The 14630-nt window shown below is 71.6% G+C and carries 16 protein-coding genes; 11 read left to right on the top strand and 5 right to left on the bottom strand.

Annotated features, from left to right (window positions below):
- The first annotated feature begins 1 nt into the window (after nt 1).
- Complete coding sequence (locus tag ACFYPG_RS28590) at nt 2-592, top strand: GNAT family N-acetyltransferase (protein ID WP_387354430.1); 591 nt, start codon at nt 2-4, stop codon at nt 590-592.
- A gap of 14 nt (nt 593-606) precedes the next feature.
- On the opposite strand, the gene ACFYPG_RS28585 is transcribed toward ACFYPG_RS28590, so the two are convergent.
- Nucleotides 607-1125 (bottom strand): hypothetical protein, encoded by a 519-nt coding sequence (locus ACFYPG_RS28585; protein WP_387354429.1) that lies wholly within the window; start codon nt 1123-1125, stop codon nt 607-609.
- A gap of 39 nt (nt 1126-1164) precedes the next feature.
- Complete coding sequence (locus ACFYPG_RS28580) at nt 1165-1803, bottom strand: GrpB family protein (protein WP_387354428.1); 639 nt, start codon at nt 1801-1803, stop codon at nt 1165-1167.
- Between the two features lie 140 nt (nt 1804-1943).
- On the opposite strand from ACFYPG_RS28580, the gene ACFYPG_RS28575 reads away from it, so the two are divergent.
- Genes ACFYPG_RS28575 through ACFYPG_RS28560 form a run of 4 tightly spaced genes read left to right on the top strand, consistent with a single transcriptional unit; the run spans nt 1944 to nt 5173 of the window.
- Nucleotides 1944-2816 carry a GyrI-like domain-containing protein gene (locus ACFYPG_RS28575; protein WP_387354427.1) on the top strand — a complete coding sequence of 291 codons (873 nt, stop codon included), beginning with the start codon at nt 1944-1946 and terminating at the stop codon, nt 2814-2816.
- Between the two features lie 20 nt (nt 2817-2836).
- Nucleotides 2837-3169, top strand: a complete 333-nt coding sequence (locus tag ACFYPG_RS28570; RefSeq protein ID WP_355008881.1) for a helix-turn-helix transcriptional regulator — start codon at nt 2837-2839, stop codon at nt 3167-3169.
- Nucleotides 3163-4188 carry a hypothetical protein gene (locus ACFYPG_RS28565; RefSeq protein WP_387354426.1) on the top strand — a complete coding sequence of 342 codons (1026 nt, stop codon included), beginning with the start codon at nt 3163-3165 and terminating at the stop codon, nt 4186-4188. The genes ACFYPG_RS28570 and ACFYPG_RS28565 overlap by 7 nt, the downstream gene beginning before the upstream one ends.
- Nucleotides 4189-4216: 28 nt before the next feature.
- Nucleotides 4217-5173 (top strand): hypothetical protein, encoded by a 957-nt coding sequence (locus ACFYPG_RS28560; protein ID WP_387354425.1) that lies wholly within the window; start codon nt 4217-4219, stop codon nt 5171-5173.
- A gap of 3 nt (nt 5174-5176) precedes the next feature.
- Here the strand turns inward: ACFYPG_RS28560 and ACFYPG_RS28555 are convergent, their stop codons facing one another.
- Complete coding sequence (locus ACFYPG_RS28555; RefSeq protein WP_355008883.1) at nt 5177-5674, bottom strand: NUDIX domain-containing protein; 498 nt, start codon at nt 5672-5674, stop codon at nt 5177-5179.
- Between the two features lie 174 nt (nt 5675-5848).
- Between ACFYPG_RS28555 and ACFYPG_RS28550 the strand changes: the two genes are divergently transcribed.
- From ACFYPG_RS28550 to npdG, 4 genes are all read left to right on the top strand, one after another.
- Entirely contained in the window at nt 5849-6052 is a 204-nt protein-coding gene (locus ACFYPG_RS28550; protein ID WP_091409533.1) for a hypothetical protein, read from the top strand.
- Nucleotides 6053-6134: 82 nt separating this feature from the next.
- Nucleotides 6135-6968 carry a histone gene (locus ACFYPG_RS28545; protein WP_387354424.1) on the top strand — a complete coding sequence of 278 codons (834 nt, stop codon included), beginning with the start codon at nt 6135-6137 and terminating at the stop codon, nt 6966-6968.
- 80 nt (nt 6969-7048) lie between these two features.
- The gene (locus tag ACFYPG_RS28540) at nt 7049-8479 is read left to right on the top strand and encodes an RNB domain-containing ribonuclease (RefSeq protein WP_387354423.1); all 1431 of its coding nucleotides are present in this window, start codon (nt 7049-7051) and stop codon (nt 8477-8479) included.
- Between the two features lie 147 nt (nt 8480-8626).
- Nucleotides 8627-9325, top strand: coding sequence for an NADPH-dependent F420 reductase (gene npdG, locus ACFYPG_RS28535; RefSeq protein ID WP_091409546.1), 699 nt, complete (start codon nt 8627-8629; stop codon nt 9323-9325).
- 62 nt (nt 9326-9387) lie between these two features.
- Here the strand turns inward: npdG and panB are convergent, their stop codons facing one another.
- Complete coding sequence (panB, locus tag ACFYPG_RS28530; protein ID WP_124855798.1) at nt 9388-10233, bottom strand: 3-methyl-2-oxobutanoate hydroxymethyltransferase; 846 nt, start codon at nt 10231-10233, stop codon at nt 9388-9390.
- A 209-nt stretch (nt 10234-10442) separates the two neighbouring features.
- Entirely contained in the window at nt 10443-12200 is a 1758-nt protein-coding gene (locus tag ACFYPG_RS28525) for an NAD+ synthase (RefSeq protein WP_355008886.1), read from the bottom strand.
- A gap of 320 nt (nt 12201-12520) precedes the next feature.
- Between ACFYPG_RS28525 and glnA the strand changes: the two genes are divergently transcribed.
- Nucleotides 12521-13870, top strand: a complete 1350-nt coding sequence (glnA, locus tag ACFYPG_RS28520) for a type I glutamate--ammonia ligase (protein WP_355008887.1) — start codon at nt 12521-12523, stop codon at nt 13868-13870.
- Between the two features lie 89 nt (nt 13871-13959).
- Nucleotides 13960-14385 carry a DUF350 domain-containing protein gene (locus tag ACFYPG_RS28515; protein WP_355008888.1) on the top strand — a complete coding sequence of 142 codons (426 nt, stop codon included), beginning with the start codon at nt 13960-13962 and terminating at the stop codon, nt 14383-14385.
- Nucleotides 14386-14630: the final 245 nt, after the last annotated feature.

Raw genomic sequence — 14630 nt, 5'->3', positions numbered from 1 at the left:
CGTGACAACGCCCGAGATCACCATCGCCACGCCCGCCGACCGCGCCAGAGTTGTGGACACGCTCGTCGCAGCGTTCGTCAAGGATCCGATCCTGCGGTGGCTGTTCCCCGACGAGGAGACCTATCCCCGGTACTGCGCCGCCTTCTTCGGGCACCTCTTCGACAAGCGGGTGCACCAGAAGTCGATCTGGACGATCGACGGGGGTGCGGCGGTCGCCCTCTGGGACCCGCCGACCGGGCAGTCGGCCGCGGTGCCGGCCGCTGCGCACGCGGTACCGGAGGTCTCTCCGTACCCGGCCGACGTGCTGGCCCGCGTGCAGGGCTACGACGACATCGTGCACGACGCCCTGCCGGCGTTCCCGTTCTGGTACCTCGGTGTCCTGGGCACCCACCCGGACAACGCCGGACGCGGTTGGGGTCGTGCCGTGATGCGGGCCGGGCTGGACCGCGCCGCCGCCGACGGCCTGCCGGCGATCCTGGAGACCAGCAACCCGGTCAACGTCGAGCTGTACCGCCGGGCCGGCTGGGAGGTGGTCGGCATCCTGTCGGAACCCGTACCCACCTGGCTCATGATGCAGCCGCCGCCGCGCTGATCACGCGGCGCGGCTCACCCGAGGGTGAGCGGGACCGGTTGCCCTTGGCGTACGTCGAGGACCGCTCGCTTGCCCAGCGGCTGTGCCAGATTGAGGGTCGCGGTTCGCGGGGAGCCCAGAAGGGGGCACACCTCGCTGTTGTTGTGGTGCTGCGCGATGACGATGACCACGACGGCATTGGCGGACTCGACCGACTCCGCGTGGTAATCGGCGCCACAGCGTCCGGTCGCCGGCCCGAAGACGCCGGTGAAGTCGACGGTCAACTGCGTACCGGCCCCGGTTGTGGTCGCCGACTCGATGGCGATACCCGGCGGGGAGTTCCACGGTGGTGGTGTCGGGGTGACGGCGCCAGCGCCGCCTGCGTCGACCACCGCCTGGTCGTATCGGGCCAGAGCCTCCCGTGCCTGCTGACGCAGCTCGCCGAGGCTCTCACCGCGGGGTAGCGCGGCGTCGACAGTGGCGTTCGCGTCGGTGTCACAACCAGCGAGCATCGCCACCGCCACAACCCCGACGACCCAGTGCCAGCGCGCCATCGAAGACCCCTTTGTCCGGCAGAGTGACCGCCAGGATTATCAACCCTCGGCCCGGGACATACCGCCCTCCTGCTCGACCTCGGCGTCCGAGCCGGCGAAGATGCGCGCGTAGATCTCGTCGATGACGTCGTTCTTCGCGAGGCTGTAGTCGCGGGGCCGGTGCGCGGTGTCCCGCGCGAGGCGGCGCTTGGTCGCGGCGTACCGCTCCCGGTCGTCCGGATGCGAGCGCAGCCAGTCGCGGAAAAGTTGGTGCCGGACCGGTTCCGGAGCACCCTGCGGCCAGACGTGCAGGTTGACGTCCTCGGCGGGGCTGAGCAGCATCCGGTGCCCGTGCCACCAGGGTTCCCGAAGGACGAGCCGGTACCCGAGCCGTTCCAGGGTGGGGAGGTAGGTGGCCTCCTCGGCGGTGTCCTCGATGACGAGGTCGACATCGATGACGGGCTTGGCCGCGAGCCCCGGCACCGCCGTCGATCCGACGTGTTCCACACCGATGACCAGAGCGCCGAGCGCCTCGGTGAGCGACGACCGGACGGCGATGAACCGCTGCGCCCAGGACCTGTCGTACTCCTCGATGACGACGGACTCCCACGTCCGCGGCGGCTCGCCCACCAGGCCGGCGTCGACCTGCTCGGGGGTGCCGTGGAAGCGCTGCACGACGTCCTGCGGATACTCGGCCACGTCGACCTCCTCGGGAAGCAAAGTCCGCCAGGCTACGACACGGCGGTCGCTGGCCGCACCCGACCGATGCGGGCATCGGATGTCGGGTGGGCGACCGACCCTGCGACCTAACGTCGGTGCTCGAAGGGAAGGAGGCCCGGGTGCTGGATCGGCTCAACGAGGCCATGACGTACATCGAGCGTCACCTCGACCGGAAGATCGAGGTGGCGGAGCTGGCGCGGATCGCGCTGACGTCGGAGTACCACTTCCGGCGGCTGTTCTCCGCGCTGGCCGGAATGCCGCTCTCGGAGTACATCCGTCGGCGTCGGCTCACCGTCGCCGGTGCGGACGTGCTGGCGGGGGAGCGGACGTTGCTCGACGTCGCTGTGCACTACGGCTACGGCTCGGCGGAGGCGTTCGCCCGGGCGTTCCACGCCGTGCACGGCGTGGGGCCAGGAGAAGCTCGGCGTACGCGGGCAGCGCTGCGTGCCCAGCCCCGGATGTCCTTCCGACTCACAGTCGAAGGGAGCGGCAGCATGGAGTACCGGATCGTCGACAAGGACGCGTTCGCGCTGGTGGGGCGCAAGGCCCGGGTCCCGCTGGTGCACGAGGGGATGAACCCGGCGATCGTCGCGTTCATCAGGAGCATCGACAACCAGACGACCGAGCGGATCGAGGCGCTCTCCGATCAGGAACCGAAGGGGATCGTCAACGTCAGCGACAACCTCGCCGACAGTCGGCAGGAGGGCACCGAGCTCGACTACTGGCACGGGGTGGTGACCGGCACCGAGCCGCCGGAGGACATGGACGCGCTGCCGGTGCAGGCGGGGTCGTGGGCGGTGTTCACCACCTCCGGCGCGTTTCCGCAGGCAGTGCAGTTCCTGTGGCGTGACGTGTTCACCCAGTGGTTTCCGTCCAACCCGTACCGCAGCCGACCTGGACCGGAGATCTCCCGGGTCCGGGTGTCGGCGGACGGAACCCAGGCGGACGCCGAGCTGTGGATTCCCGTCGAACGGGTACCCACCCCTATGTAGAGTTCCGATACAGTGGTCGGATGCGGATGACCATTCCGGTCGCGAAGGTGCTCGCGGCGCTGCTCGCCGAACCCGACGAGCAGCGCTACGGGCTCGACCTGATGCGATTGACCGGCCTGCCCAGCGGCACCCTCTACCCGGTGCTGCACCGGTTGCAGGGGGCCGGCTGGCTGGCCGCCGACTGGGAGGCGATCGATCCCGTCGCGGCCGGGCGGCCGGCCCGCCGCTACTACCGACTGACCGCCGTCGGGGTGACGCAGGCCCGCCAGGCGCTCGCCGACCTGCGGGCCGCTATCCCCGACGGCCGTCGCTCGTGGGGCGGCACCGAGCCCACCGGAGCACCGGCGTGGTGACCCGCCGGGCCGCCGAACTGCTGTTGGAGTTGGCCGCGCGCCGCTGGCCGGCCGAGGTTCGCGACGACCTGCGCCGCGAGTGGGCCGCCGAGCTGCACGTGCTGGCCGAGAGCGGTCACCGGACGAGAATGCTGGGCTTCGCGGTGAGCCTGGCCGTCAGTCGGACCGGCGCCCCGATCGTCGACCGCTCAGTGATGCGCGGTCGGGCCGGCCGCACCGTCGCCGCACTACTGCTGTCCCCGATCGTCTGCGTCGGGATCGTGCTCGCCAGTGCGTACGCCCTGTACCCGATCGAGCGCGTGTTGGCCGAGAGTTGGTCGGAGCGGGCGCAGAGGCCGCTCTGGGCGGCGTTCACCGTCGGGTTGGGGCTCTTGCTGGCGGTGTTCGCCGCGCGCTGGGCTCGGCAGACCGCACTCGACGGCCCGCTCCGCATCGCGCTCGGGGTGGTGCTCCCCGTCGGGGTGGCCGCAGTCGTGTTCCTGTACGTCCTCTACCCGGATGACCTGGCTTCCACCCTGCCCGGTCTGCTGCTCTGGTTGGCCGGTCTGACGCTGGCCCTCTGGGCCGCGGCAAGCCTCGCCGCTCGGCATCGCCTCCGCGTGGCCTGGGTCGTGGGCGTCCTCGGCGCACTCGCCGCCGCCGACCTCGCGATGATTCTCGCCGTTGTCGACGCGATCTCGGCGGGCTATCGCGCTGGCCCGGTCATCGGTCCGACACCGGTGGAGAGCATCGACCGGATCTCCGCGCCGCTGTGGCTCCTCGCCGCCTGGACAGACTGGAACATCGGCCTACCCCGACCCACGATTCCATGGGAGATCTTTGGAATCATCAGCAACCGGGTGCCGACGGAACCCATGCTCTACCTGGCCTGCACGCCGTACGCGCTCGCGTACACCATTCGGGCGGCCCGGTCCGCGCCGACCGCGCCGGTCGCTCTGGTCCAGATGCGCAGCGGCACGGGCTGGACATACAAGGCGAGCGGAGAGCCCCATCGGGATCCCCGAGCGGCGAACGGGTGAGGACAACGGGAGCAAGCGGAGCGCCGGCATGGTGACCCGACGGATCGCCGAGCTGTTGCTGGAGTTGGCCGCGCGCCGTTGGCCTACCGACGTCCGCGACGACCTGCGCCGTGAGTGGGCCGCCGAGCTGCACGTCCTGGCCGAGAGCGGTCGCTGGACGACGATGGTCGGCTTCGCCATGAGCCTGGCCGTCAGTCGGGCCGGCGCCCCGCTCCTCGACCGCCGCATGATGCATCGGCGGACCCGCCGTACCGCCGCCGCCCTGCTACTGGCCCCGCTCGCCTGCGCCGGGATCGTGGTCGTCAGCGCGCTGACCATGAATCAGGTCTACAACTGGCTGTCGATGCGGGTGAGCTGGTCGACTGCGGCGCAGTTGCCGCTCTGGTCGACGCTGACCGTCGGCTTCGCGGTGCTGTTGGCGAGGTACACGTCACGGTCGGCCCGGCATACCGCACTGCACGGCCCGCTGCGCATCGCGCTCGGTGTGGTGCTTCCCGTCGGTGTGGTCGTACTCGTGCTCATGTCCGTCATCAACGGCACTGGTTTCGGCCGTTCCGTACCCGGTCTGCTGCTCTGGTTGGCTGGCCTGACGCTGGCCCTGTGGGCTGCGGCGAGCCTCGCCGCCCGGGGTCGCGTTCGCGTCGCCTGGTTGGTTGGCCTCGTCGGCGCGCTCGTCGCGGCCGACCTGGCCGTGATTCTCTTCGTGATCCAGACCATTCCGGGGCCTGGCACCGTTGCGGCCGACGCGATGACACCGGACAGCGTCGACCGGATCTCCGCGCCGCTGTGGCTCCTGGTCTGCTGGACCGACTGGAACTTCGGCCTGCCCCGCCCCACGTCGTGGGAGATCTTCCTGATCACCGACCAGTTGTTGCTGGAGCCGATGTTCTACCTGGCCTGCGCGCCGTACGCGCTCGCGTACACCATCCGGGCGGCCCGGTCGGCCCCCGCCGAGCCGGTCGCCCTCGCGCCGACCCCGGTGTGAACCTCAGTCGGGTACGTCGTCCCACGTCGTGCCCGGCTCCAGGTAACCGGCCACCTGCTTCTCGCGCAACGCGTACGCGATGACCAGCAGGGCGTGCTTGTCCAGCTCGGGCAGCTGGTCCAACGGGAACCACCGCACGGCCAACGACTCGTCGTCGTTGACCCGGGCGGTGCCGCCGATCGCCCGGCACAGGAACCCCATGTTCAGGTATTCACAGCGGTCCCCGTTCGGGTACGTGTGCGGGTGCGACACGGCGCTGGACATCCGCACCGGCGCCACCTCCACGCCCGTCTCCTCGCGCACCTCGCGGACCAGCGCGGTGGCCGGCTGCTCGCCCGGCTCGACGAAACCGCTGATCACCGACCACCGCCCGTCGTCGGCGCGCTGACCGAGCAGCAGCTCACCGGCGTCGTTGCGGACCACCGCGCTGACGCTCGGCAGCCAGAGCAGGTCGTGGCCGACGTGTTTGCGCAACCCCAGGATGTAGTCCGGTATCGCCATCCCGCGATCATAGAGGTGCCCACAGCAGGGCTCACCTGCGCATCTTCTGGTGTTCCAGTCCCACGCGTTTCGCCATTTCGGCCCGACGAACGCAATGCATATCTACTGTGGAGATCGTCGGCGACTTGTGCGATCCGGTGGCGGCCGGCCGGTTCGCGGTGCACAGTGATTCCCATGAGCGACAGCGGACGTGGTGGGCAGTTCTACTGGTGCACCCGGCATCACCGGGTCGAGACGGACTCCAACGTGTGTCCGGCGAAGCACGTTCTCGGCCCGTACGACTCGGCGGCCGACGCGGAGAACGCCCTGCAACGAGTGCAGGAGCGGAACGAGGCGTGGGATGCCGAGGACGCTCGTTGGGCCGGGGACGACAGATAGGCGGCGCGGGACGGCTCGCGCCGAGGTTTTCGTGCTCCGCGAGGACGCACGCGAGAGCACGTCCCCCAAGGAGGGAACCACGATGGCCGAAGCACAGCAGGCCACCAAGCGCCCAGCCGCCCGACGCACCACCGCGAAGAAGACCGCCGCGGCGGAGCGGAACACCGCGGCGAGCCGGACCACCCCCGTGCGCAAGTCCACCACGGCTGCCGCGAAGGCACCGGCCCGCAAGGCCGCCGGCGGGGCGGGCCGCGCCCCGGCCAGGAAGACCACCACGGCGGCTACGAAGGCCCCCGCGAAGAAGACCACGACCAAGACCACAGCAGCGGCCAAGAAGGCCCCCGCGAAGGCCTCGACCACCACCCGCAGGACGACCGCCGCCGCCAAGCGGGCCCCGGCGTCCACCGCGCGCAAGACGACCACCGCCGCGAAGAAGACCACAGGCACGGCGAAGAAGACGGCGAGCGCGGCGAAGAAGACCACCGCCAGCGCGGCGAAGAAGACCACCACCGCCGCGAAGGCCTCGGCGCGCAAGACCACCACCGCGGCGAAGGCACCGGCGCGCAAGACCACCAGCGCGGCGAAGGCCCCGGCGCGGAAGGTGGCGACCACGGCGTCCGCCGCCAAGAAGACAGCGACGAAGAAGACGGCGGCGGCGAAGAAGACCGCGTCGACCCGCCCCAGCGGCGGGGCCCGCAAGGCTCCGGCCAAGAAGGCCCCGGCCGCGAAGGTGTCGGGTACCTCGTCGACCACCGCCCGTAAGGCGGCGGCGAAGAAGGCACCGGCGAAGAAGACCGTCGCGGCCAAGGCACCGGCCCGCAAGGTGACCGCCCGCAAGTCGCCGGCCCGCCCGGTCGCCGCCCGAGCCACCGCCCCCAGGGGGGCCCGCAGCGCCGCCCGCAAGGCGACCGGCTGAGCGCGGAGCATCCCCACAGCGTGCGGATTTCCGGCCGGTCACCGGAAGCGGATCACCCGTGGCGCTGTCAGGATTGACCCGTGGTCATCCGACGCGTACTCGCGCCCCGCATCGACTTCGGCGCGTTGCGCCGCGAGCTCGGCCTGCCCGAGGAGTTCCCGGCCGACGCCCAGCGTGAAGCCGACGAGGCGGCTGCGGCACCGCCGCAGCCGCCCGTCGACCGCACCGACATACCGTTAGTCACCGTCGACCCCGCCACCTCGCGGGACCTGGACCAGGCGATGCACCTCGCCCGCCGCCCCGGTGGCGGCTACCGGGTGCGGTACGCGATCGCCGACGTCGCCGCGCACGTCACCCCGGGCGGGGCGTTGGAGGCGGAGACCTGGCGGCGGGGGCAGACCATCTACCTGCCCGACGGCAACGTGCCGCTGCACCCACGCACCCTCAGCGAGGGTGCGGCCAGCCTGCTGCCCGACGACGACCGGGCCGCGGTGCTCTGGACCATCGACCTGGACGCCGACGGCGGCACCGTTGCCGTCGAGCTGGAACGCGCCCTGGTCCGCAGCCGCGCCAAACTCGACTACACCGGGGTGCAGGCGGCAGCCGAGGCCGGGCGGCTACCCGACCCGATCGCGCTGCTGCCGGAGATCGGCGACCGGCTGACCGCCCGTGGGCTGAGCCGGGGCGCCATCAACCTGCCGCTGCCCGAGCAGGACCTGGAACCCGACGGTGAGGGCTGGCGGCTGGTGCTGCGCGCGCCGGTGCCGATGGAAGAGCACAACGCGCAGATCTCCCTGCTGACCGGAATGGCTGCCGCCGACATCATGCTGGCCGGCCGGGTGGGTCTGCTGCGGACGATGCCGGCGCCCAAGCCGGAAGCGGTGCAGCGGCTCCGGGCCGCCGCCGCGCCGCTGGGCGTGCACTGGCCGGACGACGTGGGCCCGGGTCCGGTCATCGCCGGACTGGACGCCGCCCAGCCGCGCGCCGCCGCGTTCATCGACCAGGCGGCCGAGCTGATGCGCGGTGCCGCGTACACCGCCTTCGACGGGGAGCTGCCGGAGCATCCGGAGCACGGTGGCGTGGCGGCCGCGTACGCCCACGTGACGGCACCGTTGCGGCGGCTGGCCGACCGGTACGCCACCGAGGTCTGCCTGGCTCTGCACGCCGGCCAGGCGGTGCCCGACTGGGCCCGCGCCGCGTTGCCCCGGCTGCCCGAGGTCATGGCGAGCACCGACCGGGTCGCCTCGGCGGCGGCTCGCGGCGCCGTCGAGTTGGCCGAGGCGGCGGTGCTGGAGCACCGGGTGGGCGAGACCTTCGACGCGGCCGTCCTCGACGTCGACGCCCCGCCCAACGGCAAGTCCCGGCCCCGACCGCCCGGTGGCACCGTCGCACTGGACGCCCCGCCGGTCCGCGCCCGCTGCCTTGGCCAACTGCCGCTCGGCGAACGGGTCCGGGTCCGTCTGGTCACCGCCGACCCGGCGGCCCGTACCGTCCTGTTCGAGCTGGCCTGAGCGGGCCGCCGTCGCGGGACCGATCCTCCCCGTGGGAGGGGTCGCCCGCCCTGGCTCGGTCCTCGGCGGCGCTGTCGCTCGCGGCAGCGGGGATTCTCACAGCGCTCGGCGCTGCTGACGGGCCGGGCGGTTTGCGAGGATGAGGCCATGGCATACGACGCGAGCACGCTGCCCGACGTGTCCGGGCTGACGGTCGGCATCATCGGCGGCACCGGCGACCAGGGGCGGGGCCTCGCCTACCGGTTCGCGCGGGCCGGCCAGACGGTGCTGATCGGATCCCGGTCGGCTGAGCGGGCCGCCGAGTCCGCTGCCGAGATCGCCGCCCTGCCCGGGGTGCCGGCTGGCGGCAGCGTCACCGGCGCGGCCAACGACGAGGTGGCCCGACGCAGCGACGTGGTGATCATCGCGGTGCCGTGGGACGGGCACGCCGCCACCGTCGCCGCCCTCGCCGAGCCGCTCGCCGGCCGGATCGTCGTCGACTGCGTCAACCCGCTCGGCTTCGACAAGCAGGGCCCGTACGCGCTGACCGTCGCCGAGGGCAGCGCCGTGCAGCAGGCCGCCGCGCTGCTGCCCGACTCCCGGGTCTGCGCCGCGTTCAACCACGTCAGCGCTCCGCTGCTGGCCGACCCCGAGGTCGACCGGATCGACCTGGACGTGCTGATCTGCACCGAGGACCGTGAGCTGGTCGACATCGTCGGCGCGCTCGCCGCCCGGATCCCCGGCATGCGGGGCATCTACGCCGGGCGGCTGCGCAACGCCCACCAGATCGAGGCGTTCACCGCCAACCTGATCGCGATCAACAAGCGCTACAAGGCACACGCCGGCATCCGCGTCACCGATCTCTGACCCCGAGCGGCGTGATCCGCCCCGGTTCCACGGAACCGGAGCGGATCACGCCGTGCCCGGTCCTAGAACGTGTGCTCGGCGGCGGGGAACTCGCCGCCGCGGACCTCGTCGGCGAAACGGCGGGTGGCGTCGGTGAGAGCACCGGCCAGATCCGCGTACCGCTTCACGAAGCGCGGCGCCTTGCCCGTCCGCAGCCCGGCCATGTCCTGCCAGACCAGCACCTGCGCGTCGGTGTCCGGGCCCGCGCCGATGCCCACGGTGGGGATCGGCAGCTCGTGGGTGATCCGCTTGGCCACCTCGCCGGGCACCATCTCCAGCACCACAGCGAACGCGCCCGCCTCCGCCACCGCCCGCGCGTCGGCCAGCACCTCGTCGGCGGCGTCGCCGCGACCCTGCACGCGGTAGCCACCCAGGGTGTGCTCGCTCTGCGGGGTGAAACCGATGTGCGCCATCACCGGGATGCCGGCACCGACGATCGCGGCGATCTGCGCGGCGTTGCGGCGGCCACCCTCCAACTTCACCGCGTGACAGCCACCCTCCTTCATGAACCGGACGGCGGTGCGCAGCGCCTGGGCCGGGCCCTCCTCGTACGAGCCGAACGGCAGGTCACCGACGACCAGCGCCTGCCGGGTCGCCCGCACCACGGCCCGGACCAGCGGCAGCAGCTCGTCGGCGGTGATCGGCAGCGTGGTCTCGTAGCCGAACACGTTGTTCGCGGCCGAGTCGCCGACCAGCAGCACCGGAACACCGGCCTGGTCGAAGATCGACGCCGTGTACTGGTCGTACGAGGTGAGCATCGGCCAGCGCTCGCCGCGCTCCTTGGCGGCCATCAGGTCGCGGGTGCGGACCCGTCGGGTGGCCGGGCCGCCGTACAACGCGGTCACCTCGTGCGGAGTGGACTCCACCATCTCTGTCTCCCTTCCTCGAGGCCGCCTGCGCGGTCCCCGGGTTCCGTCGCGATCGTCGCACCGCGAGACGGGCTGACGGCAGGGCCCAGTGCAAGATGTCACTCCACCAGCGCGAGGCCGCCCCAGCTGGCCACCCGGGACCGCCCCGCGCGTCCACCGCGCGGCGGCGCCGGGCCGCGCCACCGACCCGGCACCCCCAGGGGTACGGCTCAGCCGTGCTCGCGCCACCGGTTGGTGATCGGCAGACGGCGGTCCCGGCCGAACGCCTTCATGGAGATCTTCGTGCCCGGCGCGGACTGCCGTCGCTTGTACTCGGCGGTATCCACCAGCCGCAGCACCCTGTCCACCACGGCCGGGTCGTGACCCGACTCGATCAGCCCGTCGCGGCCGAGGTCACCGTCGACGTAGCCGATCAGGATCGGGTCCAGGACGTCGTACTCGGGCAGGCTGTCGCTGTCGAGCTGGCCCGGGCTCAGCTCGGCGCTCGGCGGCTTGCCGATCGAGTTCTCCGGGATCGGGGCGGTCTCACCGCGCCGGGCCGCGTCCCGGTTGCGCCACTTCGCGAGCCGCCAGATCAGCGTCTTCCAGACGTCCTTCACCGGGTTGAAGCCACCCACCGAGTCGCCGTAAAGGGTGGAGTAGCCGACCGCCAGCTCGCTCTTGTTGCCGGTGGTCAGCACCAGGTGGCCCTCCTGGTTCGACAGCGCCATCAGGATCACGCCACGGACCCGGGCCTGGAGGTTCTCCACTGCCACACCGGACAGCGACAGGTTGGCCAGAAAGCCGTCGACCATTGGCTGGATCGGCTCGACGCGGTAGTCCAGGCCGGTGCGCTTGGCCAGGTCGGCGGCGTCCTCCCGGGAGTGCTCCGAGGAGTGCTGGCTGGGCAGCGACACCCCGACCACCCGGTCCGGCCCGAGCGCGTCGACGGCGAGCGCGGCCACCACCGCCGAGTCGATGCCCCCGGAGAGACCGAGGACCACCGAGGGGAACCGGTTCTTGTTGACGTAGTCGCGCAGACCCAGCACCAGCGCCTGCCACACCTCGGCCTCGTCGGCCACCGGCTCGATCAGCCCGCCGGTGGCGGCCGGGCCGGACGGGGTGGGCGGAATGCCGTCGAGCGTGCTGTGCACGATCCGCATCCCGTCGGCCAGCGTGTCGGCGGGCGGCGGGGTGGCGGCGGCCGGCAGCTCGATGTCGTGCACGAGCAGGTGTTCGACGAACTGCGGTGCCCGGGTGAGCAGCTCACCGTCGGCGGTCACGATCATCGAGTCGCCCTCGAAGACCAGCTCGTCCTGGCCGCCGGTCATGTTGACGTACGCGATGGCGGCGCCCGCCTCGGCGGCCCGGCGGCGGACCAGCGGCAGCCGGATGTCGTCCTTGTTCAGCTCGTACGGCGAGCCGTTGATGTTGACGACCAGGCCGACGCCGGCCCTCCGGGCGGCGGCGAAGGGACCGCCGGCCTGCCACAGGTCCTCGCAGATGGTCAGCGCGACGTCCACGCCGCCGATCCGCACCACTGTCAGCGCGTCACCCGAGACGAAGTACCGGTCCTCGTCGAAGACCCCGTAGTTGGGCAGGTGGTGCTTGAAGTAGCGGGCGGCCACCACGCCCCGGTGCAGCAGCGCGGCGGCGTTGCGGGCGCCCCGGCCCGGCTCGGCGTCCCCGCTGACCTGCGGCGGGCCGTCGGCGTCCAGGTAGCCGACAACGACCGGCAACTCGCCGAGACCGTCGGCGGCCAGGTCGGCGGCCAGCCGCTCCACGGCGGCCCGGGACGCGGCGACGAAGGAACGCCGGAAGACCAGGTCCTCGACCGGGTACCCGGTCAGCATCATCTCCGGGAAGAGCACCAGTTGGGCGCCGGCATCGGCGGCCTGGCGAGTCCAACTGCGGACCAGATCGGCGTTTCCGGCGAGGTCGCCGACGCTCGGGTTGACCTGGGAAAGGGCGAGACGCAGGGTGGGCATACCTTCATCTTGCCCCAGCCTCGTCGCGACAGTCCGTACCCTCCGACGAGATGGCCGCCACCCGCCGCGACGGGCGTTCGCGAGGCCGCGGCGGCAGGTGCTCGGCCGTCGTGGCGGCCGTCGGTGGCGGCTCGGCCGTCGGTGGTGGTTCGGCCGTCGTGGCGGCAGGGCCGGGCCCCGCGCTCGCCCGGCGGGACACGAGGGGACGGCCGGCGGCTGTTCGCGTAACGTCTGCGTAACCAGGCCCGGGAACACTGGGCGATCAGGTCGGGTGCAGCCCGGCCAAGGCGGACAAAAGAGTGTCGCGAGGGGTTGGGGAAGTGGACCGTCAGCAGGAGTTCGTCCTCCGCACGCTGGAAGAGCGGGACATCCGGTTCGTCCGGCTGTGGTTCACCGACGTTCTGGGCACGCTCAAGAGCGTTTCGGTGGCACCCGCCGAGCTCGAGGCGGCCTTCGAGGAAGGCATCGGCTTCGACGGCTCGGCGATCGAGGGCTTCGCCCGGGTCTTCGAATCGGACATGGTCGCCATGCCCGACCCGACCACCTTCCAGGTCTTCCCCTTCGAAGGCGGGGTCAGCGGCGAGAGCGCCCGGATGTTCTGCGACATCCTGCTGCCCGACGGCGGGCCGTCCTGGGCCGACCCCCGGCACGTGCTGCGCCGCGCGCTGTCCAAGGCGGCCGAGAAGGGCTTCACCTTCTACACCCACCCCGAGATCGAGTTCTTCCTGCTCGAGAACGGGCCGCAGGACGGCACTGTGCCCACCCCGGTCGACACCGGCGGCTACTTCGAGCACACCACCCACGCCGTGGCCCGGGACTTCCGCCGTCAGGGCGTACTCGCGCTGGAACGCATCGGCATCTCGGTGGAGTTCAGCCACCACGAGGTCGCACCCGGCCAGCAGGAGATCGACCTGCGGTACGCCGACGCGCTCACCACCGCCGACAACATCATGACCTTCCGGCACGTGGTCAAGGAGGTCGCGCTCTCCACCGGTGTGCAGGCCAGCTTCATGCCGAAGCCGTTCACCGACCAGCCGGGAAGCGGGATGCACACCCACCTGTCGCTGTTCGAGGGGGAGCGCAACGCCTTCCACGACAGCGGCGACCCGATGAAGCTGTCCAAGGTGGCGAAGTCGTTCATCGCCGGCCTGCTGGTGCACGCCCGGGAGTACACGGCTGTCACCAACCAGTGGGTCAACTCGTACAAGCGGCTCTTCCCGCAGCACCTGCCCGACCGGATCACCGAGAGCCCGGCGTACGTCTGCTGGGGTCACCTCAACCGGTCCGCGCTGGTCCGGGTTCCCGCGTACGGCAAGCCCAACTCGGCCCGGGTCGAGGTCCGCTCGCTGGACTCGGCGACCAACCCGTACCTCGCCTTCGCGGTGCTGCTCGGCGCCGGCCTGAAGGGCATCGAGGAGGGATACGAGCTGCCACCGGGCGCCGAGGACGACGTCTGGTCGCTGACCAGCGCCGAGCGGCGTGCCATGGGCTACGAGGCGCTGCCGGAGAACCTCGCCGAGGCGATCGACGTCATGGCGGAGTCCGAGCTGGTCGCCGAGGTGCTCGGCGAGCACGTCTTCGACTTCTTCCTGCGCAACAAGCGGGCCGAGTGGGAGCAGTACCGCCGCGAGGTCACCCCGTACGAGCGGCAGCGCTACCTGGCCCTGTAGACGCAGGGGCTGACGCCGTTGCGCGCTGCCGCTATCGTCTCGATCACCGCGCCGGTACCCCTCCGGGCGGAGAGTCGGGAGGCAAGTCGGTGCTGGAGGATCTGTTCAGCGGTGCCTGGCAGAGCGTCGTGTTCGGGATCGTTGGCGTCGGCCTCATGGCCGCCGGCTTCGGGCTCGTCGACCTGCTCACCCCGGGCCGGCTGCGAGACCTGATCTGGGTCGAGCGCAACGCCAACGCGGGGTTGCTGCTCGCCGCCAACCAGCTCGGCATCGCCGGGATCGTCTTCACCGCGATCCTGACCAGCTACAGCGACTTCGGCAAGGGGATCGCCTCCACCGTGGTCTTCGGCCTGGTCGGGTTGGCGATCATGGCGCTGGCCTTCGTGGTGCTGGACCTGCTCACCCCCGGCAAGCTCGGCGAGGTCATCTGCTCGCCCGAGCCGCACCCGGCTGCCCGGGTCAGCGCCGCCACCCACTTCGGGGCCGCGCTGATCGTCTGCGCCTGCATCGCCTGACGGCCGCTCTCCGCGTCACCCCGCGGGCGGTGCGCCTGCGTTCCGTCGTGCGTGGCTGGTCGTGCGTGGCCGGTCGTTGACAGGCGGCGGGTCGTCCGTGGGTGGGCGTCCGTGGGTGGGCGTGCAGATCTTGGACACTTACCGCCGACCGGCGGGCTCAACCGATGGTTGCAACACCCTTCCGTGATTTTCGTTGGGGTGGTTATGGCGTTGAGGTTGAGCCCGCTGGAGCGGGAGCAGATCGG

The sequence above is a fragment of the Micromonospora sp. NPDC005553 genome (assembly GCF_042871765.1).
Taxonomy (GTDB): Bacteria; Actinomycetota; Actinomycetes; order Mycobacteriales; family Micromonosporaceae; genus Micromonospora.
Note: the sequence above shows the minus strand (reverse complement) of the source record. Positions and strands in the feature narration are given on the sequence as shown.

What these genes read in the sequence shown, in the direction of transcription:
- ACFYPG_RS28550 (WP_091409533.1), top strand. Translation starts at nt 5,849, where the DNA reads ATGAGCGACAGCGGACGTGGTGGGCAGTTCTACTGGTGCACCCGGCAT.
- ACFYPG_RS28545 (WP_387354424.1), top strand. Translation starts at nt 6,135, where the DNA reads ATGGCCGAAGCACAGCAGGCCACCAAGCGCCCAGCCGCCCGACGCACC.
- ACFYPG_RS28555 (WP_355008883.1), bottom strand. Translation starts at nt 5,674, where the DNA reads ATGGCGATACCGGACTACATCCTGGGGTTGCGCAAACACGTCGGCCAC.
- npdG (WP_091409546.1), top strand. Translation starts at nt 8,627, where the DNA reads ATGGCATACGACGCGAGCACGCTGCCCGACGTGTCCGGGCTGACGGTC.
- ACFYPG_RS28525 (WP_355008886.1), bottom strand. Translation starts at nt 12,200, where the DNA reads ATGCCCACCCTGCGTCTCGCCCTTTCCCAGGTCAACCCGAGCGTCGGC.
- panB (WP_124855798.1), bottom strand. Translation starts at nt 10,233, where the DNA reads ATGGTGGAGTCCACTCCGCACGAGGTGACCGCGTTGTACGGCGGCCCG.
- ACFYPG_RS28585 (WP_387354429.1), bottom strand. Translation starts at nt 1,125, where the DNA reads ATGGCGCGCTGGCACTGGGTCGTCGGGGTTGTGGCGGTGGCGATGCTC.
- ACFYPG_RS28560 (WP_387354425.1), top strand. Translation starts at nt 4,217, where the DNA reads ATGGTGACCCGACGGATCGCCGAGCTGTTGCTGGAGTTGGCCGCGCGC.
- ACFYPG_RS28570 (WP_355008881.1), top strand. Translation starts at nt 2,837, where the DNA reads ATGCGGATGACCATTCCGGTCGCGAAGGTGCTCGCGGCGCTGCTCGCC.